The sequence below is a fragment of the Bacteriovorax sp. As-1 genome (genome assembly GCF_058446905.1).
In genome coordinates this window covers 1,685,393-1,703,259 of sequence record NZ_CP184341.1, presented here as the reverse complement: position 1 = coordinate 1,703,259, position 17,867 = coordinate 1,685,393, and the positions used below count along the sequence as shown (strand labels likewise).

At 40.1% G+C, this 17,867-nt stretch carries 17 protein-coding genes; 8 read left to right on the top strand and 9 right to left on the bottom strand.

Annotated elements, in window-relative coordinates; all coding sequences use genetic code 11:
• Positions 1–22 precede the first annotated feature (22 nt).
• Entirely contained in the window at positions 23–1,336 is a 1,314-nt protein-coding gene (locus tag ACN20O_RS08670) for a hypothetical protein (protein ID WP_491639059.1), read from the bottom strand.
• Between ACN20O_RS08670 and ACN20O_RS08665 the strand changes: the two genes are divergently transcribed.
• Complete coding sequence (locus ACN20O_RS08665) at positions 1,335–3,707, top strand: endonuclease MutS2 (protein WP_491639057.1); 2,373 nt, start codon at positions 1,335–1,337, stop codon at positions 3,705–3,707. The genes ACN20O_RS08670 and ACN20O_RS08665 overlap by 2 nt on opposite strands.
• Here the strand turns inward: ACN20O_RS08665 and lepB are convergent.
• The 8 genes from lepB to ACN20O_RS08625 all read right to left on the bottom strand — a co-directional run bounded on the left by lepB (position 3,704) and on the right by ACN20O_RS08625 (position 11,033).
• Positions 3,704–4,510, bottom strand: a complete 807-nt coding sequence (lepB, locus tag ACN20O_RS08660) for a signal peptidase I (RefSeq protein ID WP_491639055.1) — start codon at positions 4,508–4,510, stop codon at positions 3,704–3,706. The genes ACN20O_RS08665 and lepB overlap by 4 nt on opposite strands.
• Positions 4,482–5,930 (bottom strand): penicillin-binding transpeptidase domain-containing protein, encoded by a 1,449-nt coding sequence (locus tag ACN20O_RS08655; protein ID WP_491639053.1) that lies wholly within the window; start codon positions 5,928–5,930, stop codon positions 4,482–4,484. The genes lepB and ACN20O_RS08655 overlap by 29 nt, the downstream gene beginning before the upstream one ends.
• Before the next feature lie 53 nt (positions 5,931–5,983).
• Positions 5,984–6,577 carry an RlmE family RNA methyltransferase gene (locus ACN20O_RS08650; RefSeq protein ID WP_491639051.1) on the bottom strand — a complete coding sequence of 198 codons (594 nt, stop codon included), beginning with the start codon at positions 6,575–6,577 and terminating at the stop codon, positions 5,984–5,986.
• Between the two features lie 3 nt (positions 6,578–6,580).
• The gene (locus tag ACN20O_RS08645) at positions 6,581–6,913 is read right to left on the bottom strand and encodes a barstar family protein (protein WP_102241914.1); all 333 of its coding nucleotides are present in this window, start codon (positions 6,911–6,913) and stop codon (positions 6,581–6,583) included.
• 92 nt (positions 6,914–7,005) lie between these two features.
• Positions 7,006–7,956, bottom strand: coding sequence for a sigma 54-interacting transcriptional regulator (locus tag ACN20O_RS08640; RefSeq protein WP_491639048.1), 951 nt, complete (start codon positions 7,954–7,956; stop codon positions 7,006–7,008).
• 53 nt (positions 7,957–8,009) lie between these two features.
• Positions 8,010–8,798 carry an inositol monophosphatase family protein gene (locus tag ACN20O_RS08635; RefSeq protein ID WP_491639046.1) on the bottom strand — a complete coding sequence of 263 codons (789 nt, stop codon included), beginning with the start codon at positions 8,796–8,798 and terminating at the stop codon, positions 8,010–8,012.
• Positions 8,799–9,181: 383 nt separating this feature from the next.
• A complete protein-coding gene (locus ACN20O_RS08630; RefSeq protein WP_102241911.1) occupies positions 9,182–9,415 on the bottom strand; it encodes a hypothetical protein in 234 nt (77 codons plus the stop codon).
• A gap of 115 nt (positions 9,416–9,530) precedes the next feature.
• Positions 9,531–11,033 (bottom strand): hypothetical protein, encoded by a 1,503-nt coding sequence (locus tag ACN20O_RS08625; RefSeq protein WP_491639044.1) that lies wholly within the window; start codon positions 11,031–11,033, stop codon positions 9,531–9,533.
• 254 nt (positions 11,034–11,287) lie between these two features.
• Between ACN20O_RS08625 and fliD the strand changes: the two genes are divergently transcribed.
• From fliD to ACN20O_RS08590, 7 genes are all read left to right on the top strand, one after another.
• Complete coding sequence (gene fliD / locus ACN20O_RS08620) at positions 11,288–12,676, top strand: flagellar filament capping protein FliD (RefSeq protein WP_491639042.1); 1,389 nt, start codon at positions 11,288–11,290, stop codon at positions 12,674–12,676.
• Positions 12,677–12,698: 22 nt separating this feature from the next.
• Positions 12,699–13,106: a flagellar export chaperone FliS gene (gene fliS, locus ACN20O_RS08615; RefSeq protein ID WP_102241908.1), complete on the top strand. Its 408-nt coding sequence runs from the start codon at positions 12,699–12,701 to the stop codon at positions 13,104–13,106.
• Positions 13,107–13,122: 16 nt separating this feature from the next.
• Complete coding sequence (locus tag ACN20O_RS08610) at positions 13,123–13,527, top strand: hypothetical protein (RefSeq protein ID WP_491639039.1); 405 nt, start codon at positions 13,123–13,125, stop codon at positions 13,525–13,527.
• 136 nt (positions 13,528–13,663) lie between these two features.
• Positions 13,664–14,338 (top strand): hypothetical protein, encoded by a 675-nt coding sequence (locus ACN20O_RS08605; RefSeq protein WP_491639037.1) that lies wholly within the window; start codon positions 13,664–13,666, stop codon positions 14,336–14,338.
• Between the two features lies 1 nt (position 14,339).
• Positions 14,340–16,004, top strand: coding sequence for a glycosyltransferase family 9 protein (locus ACN20O_RS08600; RefSeq protein ID WP_491639035.1), 1,665 nt, complete (start codon positions 14,340–14,342; stop codon positions 16,002–16,004).
• Positions 16,005–16,032: 28 nt separating this feature from the next.
• Positions 16,033–16,179 (top strand): hypothetical protein, encoded by a 147-nt coding sequence (locus tag ACN20O_RS08595; RefSeq protein WP_158649508.1) that lies wholly within the window; start codon positions 16,033–16,035, stop codon positions 16,177–16,179.
• Positions 16,163–17,863, top strand: coding sequence for a glycosyltransferase family 9 protein (locus ACN20O_RS08590; protein ID WP_491639033.1), 1,701 nt, complete (start codon positions 16,163–16,165; stop codon positions 17,861–17,863). The genes ACN20O_RS08595 and ACN20O_RS08590 overlap by 17 nt, the downstream gene beginning before the upstream one ends.
• Positions 17,864–17,867 lie beyond the last annotated feature (4 nt).

Genomic DNA, 17,867 nt, shown 5'->3' with positions numbered 1-17,867 from the left:
CTGACGCCGCCTGCAATCAGGCCTAGAGCATGGTAATTATTTCTGTCCAATCAATATAACTGCATCTCAAATATTTCGGCTTCTTAATGATAACTTTACCCTGCACGCCTTTCAAACCTTTTACGTGTTGTAGTTGACTATACATGACGGGTATCTCATTGATGGAAAGCTTTGAATAGTCTCTTAGCATTGAAGCAATAGCTGACAAATCCTCTCCACTAAGCTTGGAAATGTCATCTGTTTTCACCAGACAGTGAGCCCCGGTGTAGTTTTCAATATGAAACCAATAATGCTCTTTTGCCCCCTGGGAACGAAGCCAGTCGTTGCTGGCAGCATCCAGAGCAATTGTTCCGCTGAAATTTTTTAATTTAAAATGTTTTACGTTGTGTTCGCTTTCTTCTTTTTTCTTTTGCAAAGAAGCTGTCTGCCACAATGGTGCGATGGCCTTTTCTTTGGTTACTTCAAATTCAAAATCGCCTTGCTTAACTTTGAAGAGCTCTTCATCAGTTTCCTTAAGTCTTCCCTTAAGAATCTCCTCCGCTTTCTTTAGTTTTTTAACCTTAGTAAAAACGACATCCCGTTTTTGCCACTGATTTAAGTTTGAGGAGAATTTAATTTTATGTCCGTGAAGAACTGACTGGTGATCAGCAAGATCAAGTCCCTCTTCAGAAAGAAGCTCTTCCTCAATCAGTTTCCACTTTTCTACATCGTGCAGGTCATGAGTGATATTACCTAATTTCTTTTCTAAAAATTTTTCCTTTTTCTTTTGTAAAGGCTTACCGCTTACCTTCTTCTCTTCATCTTGAAAATAATTCAAGAGCGTCCAGTTCGAAGGTTTTGCATTATCCACTGTGGAAGTCTTCCCCAGGAACTGGTCAATCAAATCAGTAATGTTTTTTCCTTTTGAGATTTCTCCATTCCAGCTGGTGTATATCTCTTCTTTGGACTGTTTGATAAAAAACAGGCCACGGTCTTTGTAGCCAAATGCAAAAGAATTATCGGTGTGTTCATTCTTAAAATGGAAGAGCGATAAAAAATGATTGTCATCGACTTCCATTTTTCCCAGGCGAGCACCTACTAAATATTTTCTCACATAGTCTAAAAGGCGATCCTGAATTCTCAAGTAAGACGGGGGGAATTTATTGGAAAAGAAGATTCCTTCATACTGGTTTCCTCTCCCTATATAGAGAGCTACGTTTTGCCCTGGAAATCTCAGCCCCAAAACCAGAAAATGAGGTGTAGTGTAGGCCTTTTGAACCGGATAGAATTCATTTTTCGAGAAGAGAGTGTTATATTCGAGAGAAGTTTGTTTTAATTGTTGGTGAGTCTGTATCATGGCCCTTAATCTTCTCAATGGTAATTCTGAAGCTCTCGAGCTCCTCGACTGGTCGATGCTTGTCTCAAGCATCTCAAGTTTATCACATTTTGAATTAACCAAAACAAAATTAGAAGCTCCACCTGCAGCAAGAAGCATTGCAACGATTCAAAGTGACCTCAACTTACTTGAGAGTTACCTGGCCAATTACGATGATTATAGTCTGTCATTCAACAGCAAACTTCGCCTTCTTCCTGAGAGCGAATCATTTTTTAAACTTATTCCGGATATCAAGCGCGAGAAATTTTTCGAAGCACGTGAGTTGCACTTTTTAGCACAAATTGCTGAATGTTATATCGAGTGCCTTTCACTTTTTTCAAGCCTTACCTTTGAAGCAAACTACATCATTGAAAGAGATAAACTTTCAAAGATCAAACGTTACTTTACTAATCCTTTGCGAGATTTTGTAGACCATAGCGGAAATGTCTCTTACGAAAGACATCCTGTTTTAAAGAAACTTTACGCTGAAGTCCTGGCCCTTGAAAACGACCTAAGAATCACGGTTCAAAAGGCCGCTAAAAGTGATCTGTACTCATCAAAACTTCAGCTTGATAACTTCGATATTATCAACGACCGATACGTTTTAGCTGTGAGATCTGACTCTTATAATTCTGACCTGGGTCCCATTGTCGCCCGCTCTCAATCTGGGATGACTCTTTTTGTTGAGCCTTACGAAGTAAGAGAAAAAGGTAACAAGCGCATTCACCTGCTCTCTGAAATTGAGTCAACGATCTTGAAGCTGACAATTGAATTAAGTAAAGTTGTTCACGGGTATTCTGACGAACTTAAACTGATGAGCGAATGGTGCCTGGCCCTTGATTGGCTCAACACCAAAGCGACATACACTCAAAAGCTTGGTCTTTCAAAGCCGACACTCAATGAAAAATTCTATTTTGAGTTCAACGGACTTTATCACCCGCTTTTAAAAGCGCCGATTAAAAACAATGTTCTTCTGGATTCTGGGCACAAAGGTCTTATCATCTCTGGTCCAAATACCGGGGGAAAAACCGTTGCTTTAAAATCCATTACACTTTCTCTTTTAATGGTTCATCTGGGACTATATGTTCCCGCCGTTCATGCCGACCTACACCCGGTGAGCGATTTATTTTATTTCAGCCACGACCATCAAAATCTTTCTGAGGGATTGAGCTCATTTGCTTCGGAATCAAAATACTATTTAGAACTTTTGCAGTCTCTGGGCCCACTTAACCTGATTATTATCGATGAGATCTTCAATTCAACATCTTCTGAAGAAGCCTCAGCGCTGGCAATCGCCTTCCTTGATGAAGTTCACCGCCGTTCAAATTCAAAGGTGGTTCTTTCGACTCACCATCAGGTTTTAAAAACATTTATGCACTCTCGCGGTGATTATGTCTCAGCCCATGTGGGTTATGATTTTGATCTCAACCGCCCTACTTATAAATTAATTCTAGGTGAGCCAGGAAGTTCCCTTGCTTTTAAAATTTTTGAAAATCTCTCTGAGAAATTCGGTTTAAAAACTGGCATCAGCGAGAGGGCCAAAGATCTTTTAGATAAAAAACAAGTAACCTATGAAACTCTCCTACAAGAGCTTTCGCAGAAGAAAATTGACCTGGATAAGTTACTGGCCCAAAACCGCACGCTTAACATTGAATTAAAAAATCAAAAATCTTCAATGGAAGGGACACTTTACCTTGAGCGCGAACGCATTATCACGGACTACACAAAGAAAATTAAATCTCTCTTTGATCAGGCGGAGACTCTCCTAAGTGATGTTAAGAGCGGAAAAACGGCCAATCGCCGTACACTCAACAATGAAATTGGTGGCATTCAATCTGCACTCATTAAAGAAGCTCCGGAAAAGAAAAACAAAGAAGACCCGGAAAATATCTACGCGCATATGCGCCCTATTGAGTTTGAAGAAATTAAAACTAACGATACCGTTTTTTCTGTCGTCATCAGAAAAAATGTGAAGGTCCTCAATACCAACCCACGCAAAAAAGAAATCCAAATCCAACACGGGGCCCTTTCTGTCTGGGTTTCTCCCTCGACTCTGCGCTATCCATCAGGTTCAAAACCACCGGCGCCCAAAGTCAGCATCAACATCCAAAAATCAGTTCGTGGAGAGATTGAAGTCGACTGCCGTGGAATGCGCTTAGAAGAGTTTCAAAAAATCGCAGAGCAGTCTATTGATGAAGTTATCACCGGAGAAATCCCCTTTGTGACTATCATTCATGGACACGGCGATGGTGTGCTTAAAAATTGGCTGAGAAGTTATTTAAGAAAAGAACACCGCGACCTTCGATGGGAAAACATCGAAGGTAACGACGGGTGTACGAAAATTTATTCTTAGTTAATTGGTGTGCCGATTCGCCAAGGACGGAACTTAGCTGGGTTTTCCCCGAATGGGAAAATTAGTGAGAACCATACAAACATTGCCTTACCTTTGATTTGCTCATGAGTCACAAATCCCCAGTAACGGGCATCGTATGAGAAGTCGCGGTTATCACCCATAACAAAGTAGCTGTCTTTTGGAATCGTTACTTTGTCGTAGTCGACTTTATAGTAGTTGTCGTTGTCTTGCTGGATAACGTGTTCAACATCACCAGTTTTTACGTGGTAAAACTTCAGATTGTAGCCTTTGAACTTGTCGTCCATATCGGCCATGATGTCTTTTCCGTCAAATTCTTTTGGCTCAATCGGCTTGTCGTTGATGTAAACCACTTTGTTTCTGATTTCCAGCGTGTCACCTGGAAGACCAACAACGCGCTTAATGTAGTTCACTGAAAGATCTTTTGGGTATTTGAAGACGATGACGTCTCCTCTTTTTGGTTCGCTTTTTCCAGCGATATAAATCGGGTTAAAGCTTGTCTCTCCGAATACCATATCGGTAAAAGGAACTTTAAGGCCATAAGCAAATTTATTAACCAGGATAAAGTCCCCAATCATTAGAGTTGGGATCATTGAGCCTGATGGAATCCTGAAAGGCTCAAAAAACATCGAACGGAAAGTCAGTACAGCTACAATAATGATAGCGATCGATTTGATTTCTTTGATGAGCTTTTGTTTTTTTGTGAGGTCTGCCTCTACACTTTTCATCAAATCAGCATGTGGATCTAGCTGATCATTAGATTGTGGTGTTTGATTTTCGTTCATTGCGTTTACCTATTTCTTTTTTAATTGCGCTTCTTTTTTTTCCTGAGACGATTTTCTTTTTTGAGGGTCTACTGGCAATACTCCTTTTATAGACTTTTGCCTTACGCCTTTTATTTTCAGAAATCATTCTTGGCATTTTTACCATCGTGATAGGAACTGGCTTCACGTTATTGTAATAATACTCAATGATGTTTTTAGCAAGCATTGTCGATTTTACGTGCCATCTTTTAACGTTAACGTTCATGACACTAATCGAAATACCTTTGCCACGCTCTTGGTCACGAGGAATCGCGAACGCTGAGAACCAGTCTCTCTTACCAAATGGTTTACCACCCGTAATACTTCCTGTTTTCCCACCGATATCAAGTGCGTTTTTATAACCATTATTCATTTTGCGGAATGACTTTCTCGCCGTTCCACCGTCAATCGTCATTCCCATCATCTCCTGCATTTGTCTTGCAGTCTCTGCTGATAGAACGCGTTTTTCTGTCGAATTGTTTTCCCAAAGAGTCTCACCAGAAGCATCCACTAACTTCGTAATCATCTTTGGTGATCTCATCATCCCGTTGTTGGCAATGATTGAGGCCATCATCGCTCCGTGAATAGGAGAGATAACCGTCTGGTCGTTAAAACCAGAAGCAAGTTCAGCCAAGTGATAATCATCATCAGCTGTTCCAATGTGTGATTGAACGAAATCAAATTCCGGGAGGAACTGTTGATTGAATCCAAAGTTCTCCGCCATTCTCACCAGCTTATCGCTGCTGATATTTTGGATTGCAGCTTTACCGAAGATAACGTTGTTTGATTTAGCAAAAGCCGTCTCAAACGTTTGAGATTTATCCCAACGGTTGCTTTTAGATTCATCTAATTGGTATTTAAAAAGGGTAGTGCTTCTTCCGCGGAAATCAAAAGATGTCTCTCTTGTAACCTTTGTATTTTGAAGAAGCTCAGCTGCCGTAACCATTTTAATTAAACTGGCAGATGGGTGAGTGCTCGCTAAAACCAGGTTATTGTCGATGTTGTTTGTTTTTCCTTCAACACCTACAGCGGCCAGGACTTCACCAGTTTCGTTATCAATAACGGCAACTGTCGCATAGTCTGAACGGTATGATTTTAAAAGCTTCTTAATATACGCATCAAGCTGAGGATTGAATGCATATTCAATTTTTACTTTCTTTTTGCCTACATCAAGAGTTTGAGGCCAATCATTACCAACCTGTTTAAAGGTCCTATCGATTGAGAGTCTTAAATCGTCTGGGAGTGGGGTTAAACCAGGAGCTTTGGCTTCCTTTTCCACTTCAGCGGCATTGAGTTTTTGTCCAAACTTACCTTGAAAAATGTTGAAAGCAGTTCCACCAACAAAAAGAGTGAGGAACGCTGTGGTAACAACTAAGGCAAACTTACTGTTCGTCTTTTTCACTAAACTTATCCATGTTTTAGTTACCATGCAATTTACTTACGCATGAGCTACTATTATGGCCTAAAATCCTTCCCAATGACAAAATATTCTTTACTAACTGAGCGGGTAGATTTTGGTCTCAGATAATGGAACTCGGAAAAGAGCTTCTTTTGCTCCTTCAGAAATACTTGAGCATCGTTGGATTCGAAAACTTTGATGACGGTGTTTCCACCTGGTTTTAAAAATTTTGGCATTAAAAAGAAAACCATCTCTACTAAATTTAGGGACCTGGCCTGATCAACCGACATAATCCCTGTGGTATTAGGGGCCATATCTGATAGGACCACATCGAACTGGTCCGATACACCAAGCTCTTCCATCGTTTCAATAGTGAGAATGTCTCTTTGGAATAAGCGGACGTTTGGGACACCTAGAAGTTTCTTATTTATGTCTCTTACATCGGCACCAATTACCAGTCCATTGACACCAACTTTTTCAGACGTGTACTGAACCCATGATCCTGGGTGGTAACCGAAGTCGATGACTTGATCATTTTTTTTCAAAATTTTAAAGCGCTCGTCGATCTCTTCTAGCTTATAAACGCTTCTTGCAAGAAAGTTATCTTTCTTTGCTTTGTGAAAATAGTGATCTTTTACTTTAAACGTCATTGATTACTCTAAAACTAAAACAACTTTCGGGTTGTCGTCAGAAGCATCCATGATCGCTTGAATTAAAGCATCAGTGTAATCTGCGCCTAATTTGCTTTTTAAAATGCTCACAAATTTAATTTTAATAATGGTCTGTCCTGAATAATCAGAACTCAAAGTATCGTAAAGAGCGTCGAGAGTTTTTCCGTAGTGGCGAGGAAAGTTTAATTCCTTTGCCAGCGTCGTATGAAGATGGTCTTGTGACTTAATTTCTTTACCATTAATTAAAACAGAACCAGATGCCATCACCTGAAAAGACAAAAGCAGCCCGCTTAAAGCGATCATTGCGTTTCTCATAAACTCCCCAAGGAAACCAAGATAATTTGATTGGTAGCTTTTGCTCTTATTTCAAGCAATTGTCAATGAAACTCCCTGGGGATCTGTATTTTTTACGCAACAAAATCGAAGGCTTCTGCGCGCATTTTCAGAGTGTTGATGCCGTATTTGCGCGCCTTCTGAATAAGGGTTGTTTTGCTGATTCCCAAACGGCGTGCCGTCTCGTTTATTTTGCCGCCATTCTTGGCCAACATCGACTCTAAAAAGACCTTCTCAAAAAGCTCCTGGCTTTGATGAAAATCTTCTGGAAATCCGGCCAGCGCATTGGCCTCTTCCGGTAAAATCACCTCGTTTTGATCATGGGGGAAATCCGCACTTTCAATAACATTCTTTGGTGACATGACCAAGGCAAACTCCAGTGTATTTTTTATCTCGCGGATATTTCCCTTCCAGTTTCTGCTCATTAACAATTCCATTGCTTCATTTGAAAGCCTGGCATAAGGGCTGGAGTGCCTTTCTTTGAGTTCATTAAAAAGTGTATGAATGATTTCTCGCAACTGCTTTTTATCTTCACGTAATGGAGATAATTCCAGGTGAAAAACTTTAATGCGATAGTAAAGGTCTTCACGAAACAAACCACTCTCCACCATTTTTTTTAAATTGCGATTGGTCGCCATAATGATTCTTCCGCGAAAATCCAACGAAGCGCTGCCACCAACTGGAGTGAACTTTCTTTCTTCCATTACATAGAGCAGTTTCTTTTGTGCTTCCAGGGAAAGCTCGCCGATTTCATCTAAAAACAAAGTTCCTGTCCCTACATCTTGGAAATAACCACTCTTATTTTCCAAGGCCCCGGTGAAGGACCCTTTTTTGTGACCAAAGAGCTCACTCTCTAAAAGATCTTCTTTTAAAGTGGCCAGATGAACAGTGAGAAATTTTTCTTGATGAATAGATGATTGGCGGTAAATATCGCGGGCAAGGTGAGACTTCCCGGTTCCTGTTTCGCCAGTAATTAAGAGAGGTGCCTTTAAATTTATGCATTTTTTGCGCAGAAGTATATTCATCGTCTCTCCAGTTAACAACCAGAGAAAGTCATACAATAATGACTAACAAAAGATTAGCGGGATTCGCTCATCCTTTTTTCTTTTTCGTTTTTGAATTTAATCCACAAGTCTTCGGCAAACTGATCGGGGGCCCACAACAGCATCCCTTTCATGTTGACCTCATTGAGATTTTTTATTTCAACACCGTTTTGGTAAAGCTTAATTCCACGGGCGGAGCAAAGTACGCTTCCAGCGGCAATGTCCCAGATGTTTTTTGGGCTTAAACTTAAAACAAAATCGCACGCACCACTGGCAAGCAAGGCCAGTTTAAAAGCGATACTTCCGCGCGGGGTGATTTCAATTTTAGGGTCAATATCAAGTAGAAAATTAAAATACCCTTTTTCGAATTCTGAGCGCGACACCATTCCCAGGATTTTTTGCTGGGATTTATTTGATGAAGGGACAAAAGGGATGCTGCTATCGAGGCTAAAGCCACTAAATGGGTTATAAATCCAGGCGTAGTTCTCCGGATGAGCAATCTCCGGCGTCTTCATTAATGCCAACGACACAGCACACTCAGGTCTTCCCTTAATTAACTCCCTCGTTCCATCAATCGGATCAAGAATCGCGCTGGGAAAAGTAAGTTGTTCGTATTCTTCTTCGCTAAAAAAAGAATAACTTTTATAAACAGAATGATTCAGAATTTTTTCTTTGATGAGATTTGAAACAAACAAATCGATTTCAGTGACAGCGCTGTTGTCGCTTTTTAAATTCACATCGAGAGTTTTAACTGCATTTGGGCCAAACAAAAAATTCATTTTTTTTGTCAACTCAAGAATAACTTCAGTCTGAGCGTTTTTCATAATATTACACCATGCACAATGAAAATTTCTTACAATTTTTAATCTAATTTAGTTGACTTGATTATTTTATCAACAAAATGAACAAAGTTATCCACATTTTTATATATTCGCTGGGGATTTCAGTACATTTTAGTCCATTTTCCTATTTCATTATTTTAAATAGTTAGGAGCGATATTCACATGCATTTTTCACTTGCCAATCTACTGGGGTAGTTTTGCCACTGAAACACCGTAGTTATTCACAATAAGTCAAAAAATTGTCACTCAGGTATTATTTCGAGAGAGGTTTTGTAAGAAAGCTAATTCTTAGTGAAAAGCACACCATAAGCACTAAATGGCTTTATGTAACGCTAATAATTCATAAACCAAATCTGGTTTAAGTCTTAATTGTTCTCTGCTGTCGAGAGAACTTCAACATCCCCGCCGCCTTCAGCAACAGCAACAGCGAAAATCTCTCTATCGTACTCGTTAGAGCTCATTAGATTTGTGAGAAGTTTCATGTGCCCGGAAGCTGGGTCGACAAAGATAAAAGGAGAGGTTTCAAGTTCAGAGCGGTTCAGGTTGTGAGAGCGGAGAAAGTTTTCGTAAATCCCTTTAGTCAGTCCTGATCTAAACATACGACTCCATGGTAAGCAATCACTTCATTGTTCTTGCTTATATATAAGTGTAGCACATTTTTAAAAAAGCAAAACAGTTGGCTGAACTCTTAACAAAAACGTAAAAATGTTTCAGTTAGCTATTAAATATCTTAATAAACAGCTTCACTCTCCCTTCAAAGTGAGAATCAAGCAAACAAATTAAGATGTAAACCACGTAAATCATGTTGCGTTTAGAGCGCAGACGAGCAATTGACTGGAAGATAAGTTCTAATGGAAGAAGACTTAAAAAGGCCAGGGCCCACATTGTCCCAAAACCATTTACCAGCGAGTTATCCCAGATAAGCGAGAACCCTATAAAAATGAGGTAGGAAAGAATGACTATGTTGAGGCTGTGTTTCTCCATCTGAAAATCTTTCATGATGGCCGGCTTTTTAAAGTAAGTGCGAAGGATGGCGATCACAATTCCAAGAATTCCCAGGACAAAAAATCCTTTGCGATCGATCTCTCTGCCAGCATTGGTAATAAAAGAGAAGTCCAGAAAGTGCAATGGCTGCAGTAGATCCGAATGAGAGAACAAATGAAGCAGAGTTAAGATAATTCCAAACAAGGCGTATCTTAGAAGCTGGCGCTTATACCAGCTAGTCCTGTCTTTTAAGAAAAAGAAATACAGAAGACCAATTTGAAAGAACACCAGGACGGCGTAACTTTGATTGATCAGCGCTCCCCAATAACTCACCAACCCCAGGAAAAGTCCTGCGCGGTAAGTGGAACTTTTAGTTACCCATAAAAGAGTCCAGATCCAGATGAGTGAATAAGTTGTTAAAAACGAAAACTCAATGTTGTGAGTGAGTGTTTTACTAAATGACCACGACGACACGAGAGCAAAGACTCCAAGGAGCGAGAGCCTGCGTGAAACGAAGAAGCGAAGGAAAGCATAAAAGACGAGCAAAAAAAGCCCAAGCCCAACAATATAAAAGTGCAAACTCCAGGCTAAACGAAAAAGTCCCGGATACGTTTTAAACGGGTAGTAGTTGACGATCATGAAGTTCCAAAACGGATTTCCAATCTTTTCTAACGGGTCAAAATAAAGTTTTAACAAATCGACGTTGGCCTGTGGTGGAAGTTCCGGCACAGAAAAAACGAACATAAGTAAAATAAGGGCCACAAGTGTTTTTTCAAAACGATCGAGAAATTTAAATTCACCGAAGTTAGATGAAACTGACTCCTGAATGATCTTTCCTCGTGTCGGCCAGGAGTAAAAGAGCCCGAGCACCGCCCAGGTTATCCAGTAACTGTTGTAAACCCACTTAGAGCCTAAAAAACTAACCAGGTTAAAAAGCAGGATAAAAAAGAACATTCCTAAAAATAAGCGGTACACAACCCTGTCGATTGACGAATTCACTCGGAAATAAATTTTAAGTCTATGATCGATTTCTTTTCCGAGTAAAAACCACTGGCTTACAATGAAGAGAATATAGAGACTCATCAAAAAGGCGAGTGCCAGAGGCTTTAACTCAAGCCCTTTTTGTATATAAACGGGGATCAGTAAGAATGAGAAATAGCTAACTATGCGGAAAGTGAAGAACTTCCACTTTAATTTAAAAATGTTTGAACCATTTGCTAAAGTATTTTCCATAATAACCGATTAATTGAGTATGAAGTTCATCCCATACTGGGCTTCAAAATTATCCTAGAATTAAAGACCGGGCCCCATCCCGGTCTTTTTTATTTTAGGGCATCCCGAAGAAAATTCACAGGAATTAATACTGTATCCCCTCACTCGGTTTTCACTACTAAAACACGCTAGAGCAAAACCTGCCTCATTCTGATTGGTCCTATCGAATATGTTATTCTTACTCGTAGCGACCTCGAAAGAATCAGGAGGATTTTTTGGGTATTTCGTTTGGATCCATTGCTACTGGACTTCCCAAGGATATTGTTAAGCAGATCATTGCTGCTGAACAAGTTCCTGTTCAGAACATGGAAAAGCAAAAAAGCAAAATCCAGGACAAAAAAGGTCTTGTTGATCAGCTGGTCAAGCTGGTTGAAGACGTGCGCGGAAACCTTGCTTTAAATGCCAATGCCCGATCTCTTCGCGAATTTAAAGTCGATACAAACACAGACATTGTTGGAGTGAGCACCGATAAAACCAGAGCTCTTCCAGGCTCATACCAAATAGAAGTTGTTTCTCTGGCCCAAAAATCATCGGCAATGTCGACTGGTTTTGAAGACAAAGATGAAAGTTATGTTGGTGTAGGGTTTATCCAGTACACACTTCCCAATGGTGAAACCAAAGATATTTATGTTGATTCAGACAACTCTTCTTTAACGAAGATTGCAAAACTCATCAACAAAGACAGCGCTCTAGGGGTTACTGCCAACGTTATCAACGACGGCTCAGGCTCCGATACACCGTGGAGACTTATTTTAAGCTTAAATAAAACCGGTGATGATGCCGCTGTGGATTTCCCTTACTTTTACTTCGTTGATGGTGATGAAGACTTTCAGCTGGAGTTCCAACGCGAGGCTCACGACGCTAAAATTAAGCTCGACGGCTTTGAAATTGAAGCCCCTGAAAACAGAATCGCCGATCTAATTCCTGGCGTAACTCTCGATTTAAAAAAAGCAAAACCAGGTGAAGAATTCACCCTGAAAGTTTCTGAAGATATCCAGGCCGTAGGGGCCAAGGTTAGCGACCTCGTGGCTAAACTCAATGGAGTTTTAACCTTCATTAAGCAGCAAAACACGATGGATGAAAAGACAGATACATCTAGAACACTAGGTGGGGACATCATGCTTCAATCACTTGAAGGACGTATCCACAGTGCAGTCTTTAAAGATGTTTTAACTGACAAAGGATACATGAGAGCAGGTGATATTGGGCTAAGTTTCACCCGCGAAGGTCTACTGCAATTTGATGATAAAAAATTTGAGGCAAAACTAACGGAAGACTACAACACTGTAGCTCAGGTTTTAACCGGGACTTTTACTCCTGAAGGAGGAAAAAGTGAAGGTTTCATGGATAACTTGAATTCAATGGTAAACACAGCTCTTCGTATGCCAGACGGACTTGTGCAAAGTAGAAAGAAAACTCTTCAAAGCAACATCGAACAGATCGATAGAAGAATTTCTCAGAAACAAAAGTTTATTGAAGAGAAAGAAAAAAACTTAAAAGATAAGTTTTCACGTCTGGAGGGAACTATCTCTCGCATCAAAGGACAAGGTGCTGGAGTTGCTTCGCTTGGCGGTGGCGCTGATCCCGTTCAACAATTAGGCTAATTAGGAATTTAGGAGGAAATATATGAGTTATGGTTATGGAGCTTATAAAAAGACAGCGGTAAGCACAGCGAGCAAAGAACAAATTCTCCTGATGCTATACCAAGCGGCAATTAAGAACTGTAAAAAAGCAATCGAAGCGATTGAAGCAAAACAAATCGCCAAAAAAGGTGAATATATTGGAAAGCTTCAGGATATCGTCATCGAACTTAACAACAGCTTGGATTTTGAAGTAGGTGGAGATATCGCAAAAGAGCTTTCTTCTCTTTACGACTACATCCTATTTTCAAGCTCACAGGCCAATATGAAAATCGATGCTGAACCACTACACGGATGCTTAAACGTCCTTAACACCCTTTACGAAGGATGGAGTGAAGCAATTAAGAGCTTAAAGGCCGCTCCTGGTGGAACTACGGAAGAAGTTAAGAAGTAATTAACGAGGGTATAAAATGATCAATGCACTATTTGAAAATATTCAGCAACACCTTTCTATGCTCGATTTGGCCCTTTCAAGCTCGCAAAGAATTGCCAGCATGGCCAGGACAGAAGATTTAGATGGAGTGGTTAGTGAAACTGACAATCGCGAAAGATTGGTCAACATTATCGCTAAACTTCAGCATTCAATCGAAGAGCAAATCAATCAACTAAATGCATCCGAAGTTAGTGGCGATGATATCGTCATCCTAAAGTCATGGTTTCAAGATCTTAGCATCTGGTCTGAGAAGATGATTGAACTTGATAAAGAAACGGTTGAGATTTTAAGTCAACAAAAAGAAAACACCACAAAAGAAATCGCCCACATTTTCAAAAATAAAGAAATGTTTAAAGGCTACAATCACACATCAAAAAAGTAATTTTCACTCGCAAGCCTGGATCTTCCTACATTGACAAAGGTCCAGGCCCGTGAGGTAATAGAGGCACAGATCTAATGATTAGATCTGCTATTAATTTTGACCTTTTTGAACCTTCAGGATGAGGAACAGGGGTACCATGAATCACCTACCAATTATTTCTTCTTACGAGATTAAAACATCAAGAACTGAACAGAAAGTTCCTGTGGTTAATGGGGTTCATCTTCATTCAATATACAATCCATTCAAGGAAGCAGAGAATTTAATCAACAGCAATCTTGAATCACTAAAAAATAAAAACGAAGTTCTTATTCTTGGTTTGGGATTTGGTTACCACGTCAATTACGCCATTGAAAAACTAACAGAGTTTCACGGCAACAATTTTAAAATCATCGTCATTGAACCTAATCACCAGGTTCACCAGGACTGCCTGGACTTTGATCTTTTAAATAAGAAAAACGTCCTGGTTTATTCAGGCTTCACGGCCAATGAACTTTACCGCGACCTGGATTTAATCCACTTCCTTTTAAGAAAGCCTGCGATGCTTGCGCACCCGGCCTCTTTTAACCTATATCAAATGTACTTTAAAACCATCCTGACTTTCGAAGCTCCAACTCAATTGGAAGAAATTCAAAAGTTCACAGAAGTAAGAGAAGTCAAAAGCTATCTTAAGCTTTTTGCCGGCGACTCTACTTTTGAAGAAGCGCTTTATAATGAACTACCGAAAAAAGAGCAGTTTAATTCAATGGACTTTCTAGCTATGGCCTTAGTGGAGATGACAAAAGGCAGCCGCGAGACAACGGGAGACGCTTAAGATGAAAAAGATTCTAATCATTAATCTTAGAAGACTCGGCGATGTGTTCTCAACGGCTCACCTGATCAATTCATTAACCGCAAACAGTGGGAACCAAGTCTCTCTACTGACATACAAAGAAAGCTCAAAAGCCGCTGAAAACCTTAAAAATGTTTCAAACTTTTTCGAGATTGACCGCAAAGAGCTAATCACCCTTAAGACAAATAAGCTTTTCTCTGATGGGTTTGCGTTTGAGCAGCTCTTTAATCAAATGAGTGCTATCAAGTCTCAGGAATGGGATCAGATCATCAACTACTCTAACGACGTCGTTGGAGCATACCTGTGTTCTTATTTAAAAGACTCTACAAAACAAGTTATTGGTGTTCACTACAACTCTCAAAGAAATGTTGTGACTCAAAACGACTGGGAACTGTTATTTAATGACGTTCTCCCTGTGGTTAAGTACGCTCCTGTTCACTTTGTTGACTGCTATCATAAAATGGCCGGCACAAACCTGGTTAAAGACGGAACAAAAATCACTACCAACCCAAAATACAATGAGTCGGCCTACAACAATATCAGTGCTGTTAAAAAAGCAAGTGAAGCCGGAGACAATGCTAAGGTTATTGGTATCCAGCTTAAGACTGCTGATGCTTCTAAGGATATCCCAGAACAGACCCTGCATGAGCTTATTTCACTTATCAGGCAAAATTCTGAACTTATCCCATTCGTTTTAATCGCTCCAACAAATGACGAAAGAAAGTTAGCCGCAAGCTTCAATGAAGCTCACAATGGCGAACTTGTGGTTGTTGAAGCTGATTTATTAGCAGTGACTTCTGTCTTAATGAATGTTGATCTCCTGATCACTCCAGATACTGCTGTCAAACATATTGCAGACCTGACTAATACCCCTGTTTTAGAAGTCTCATTGGGACATGCTCCATTCTTAAAACAAGGAAGTTACTCTCAAAACGCTCTTATTTTAACAGACGTTATTTCAACGAGAGAATTCACTAAAAACAACGCTCCTCATAGAACTAATATCTCTGCCCATGACATCATGGCCTCAGTTCTTTACTCACTGACAAAATCAAAAACAATCAAGCCCCGCCTGTCTCCAGGTGTGACTTTGTACCAATCATCATTTGATCAAATGGGAATCCGCTACTCGCCGATTGCCGGAACAATTGACACTCAGATTGAAATCCACAGATTGATGTCGAGACAATTAATCAATACGATGTTTGAGCAAAATCCTGATAATAACATCTACCGCGACGTCTGTAACCTAGACCTCAACATGGCCACTGAGTGGACTAACCATGAGAAAGGAATCGTGACGAACGTCATGAAAGATATTCTGGGAACACTACGTTCTCTTCTTCAGTGTGCTGAAAACCGCAAGAGTTCACGCGATTTCGTCATGAACCTTGGGAAACTTATTACGCACCTTGAGAGTGAATCATTAGTGCAAATCCCAGTCTCAATGTTTAAGAGCAAGATTGAATCAATCAACGTCAAAACGTTTGAAGAAAACGCCAAAGAAGTTGAAGTCCTTCTTTATGAACTAAAGTCAGATATGCAAAAAATTCTTCAATGTCTAAAAGAGCTTGAGATCCAAATCAATGCAAGCAAGATGGAAGACATGATAACGAGAAATTTAGAGTCTACAAAGACTGTAGGCTAAGACATTCTCTTAACAACCAGGATTGGTTATGAATTTACTTCAGGATGATCTACATAGAGAATTCAACCGCATAAAACTTATGCTGGAAAATGGGCAGCCTTTAACAGACGAAGATCTAAAGATCATTCTTCTGGCAGAGCTTAATGAGGAGGATCTTCATGAAAGCAAGCAATAAGGAAGCAAGCGCACCAGTAGCAAGGCCCACGATCGCCATTATGCAAATGACTCGTCTGGGAGACCTTATCCAGACAGCTCAAGCGATTGAGACGCTAAAAGCAACTCACCCACATTACCGCGTGGTTTTGATTGCAAGAACGCAGTTTGCAAAGCCACTGGGTTTTTTATTAAATAACTACTTCGACCATATCTATACGCTAGACACTGCTTCCATGTTTCACGACAGCGAAACAGCAGGGTTAAGCAAACCATTAAATGGGCTCAATGCCTTTTTAAATGAAGTGAAGTCTGAAAAGATCGATGTGCTTGTCAATCTTTCATTCTCAAAATCTTCATCTCACCTGGCCTCTTTAATCCCGGCCGTTCATAAAGTTGGTTCATACCACGATCACAACAACAAAGTAGTGATGAACGATAAATGGTCGCAAATGCTTTATTCTACTGTAATGAGAGGGGCACTTAACCCTTATTCACTGGTAGACCTATTTAAAAACATCATTGGAATCAAGGCCCATGAACCAGCTCGCTCACCAAAAGCGAACACTCCTCGCGCCAACATCATTGTTATCCACCCGTTTGCTTCAAGTGAAAGAAAAGCATGGAAAGCTGAGAAATGGGTTGAAGTCATTTATAAAACTCTTAAAGAAAATGACAAACAAACAGTGACGATCGTTGGGGCAAAGAATGAAATCTTAAAGGCCCAAGTCATTACTGAAAGCCCTCTACTTAAGCAGTTTTCTTCAAGACTTTTGAACGTGACTGGAAAAACTTCACTAGAAGAACTTTCTCAAGTTGTTGCCAGTGCTAAATTATTTGTTGGCCACGATTCAATGGTAGGCCACCTGGCCGCAATTCACAACACACCTTCACTAACAATTTCTCTTGGAAATGTTCGTCCTCATGAGACAACTCCATACCAGGCAAACGCCTACAATATCGCGCCGAGAACGAAGTGTTTTCCTTGTTTTCCAAGTGATGACTGTGCCTATACTCAGTGCCATCACGATATCCCTTATCAATTAGTGAGCAACATCATCAAGCAACTGGTCAATGGTGCTCCAATTGATGCTGAGTGGATGAAATCGGCGAACTCAAGTTTCCATTTAAGCTCGGTGAATTTCTATCGTTCGCGTTTCCAAAATGGATATTTCACCCTTGATAATTTAATTGATACACAACTGGATATTAATGACATTTTCAGGACACTTTATAAAGTTACCTGGTCATTTGTGCTTTCTGATGTGGAAGACAGCCATCCATTCCCAAAACTTTCTCCTTCCACCCACCGCGATCTTCTGGATGCCATGACAGGTCTTCAGCACTTGTTTGAACTCTCTGAGTTCGGGCAAAAGTATTCTCGCTATATCCTGGAAGAAATCTCATCATCAACACCTAGCATTTCCAAAATCAAGGAATACTCTAAGAAGATTGATGAGATCGACCACCTTCAGAGAATGGTTCAAAAAACCTCTCCCTACCTGGCGCCAATCATTGATTACTTCACTGTAAGAAAAGGTAATCTTTTTGGTGAAAACGTGGTTAAACTAACTGAGAGTTCATATTACTGTTTTGAAGAAAACGCACATCTCTCAAGCGTGATGTACGAACTAATTCAAAATACGATTGCCGAATATAAGATTATTGGCAGTAAAACAAAGACCCGCTCGGATCTAAACAAGTAGGAAG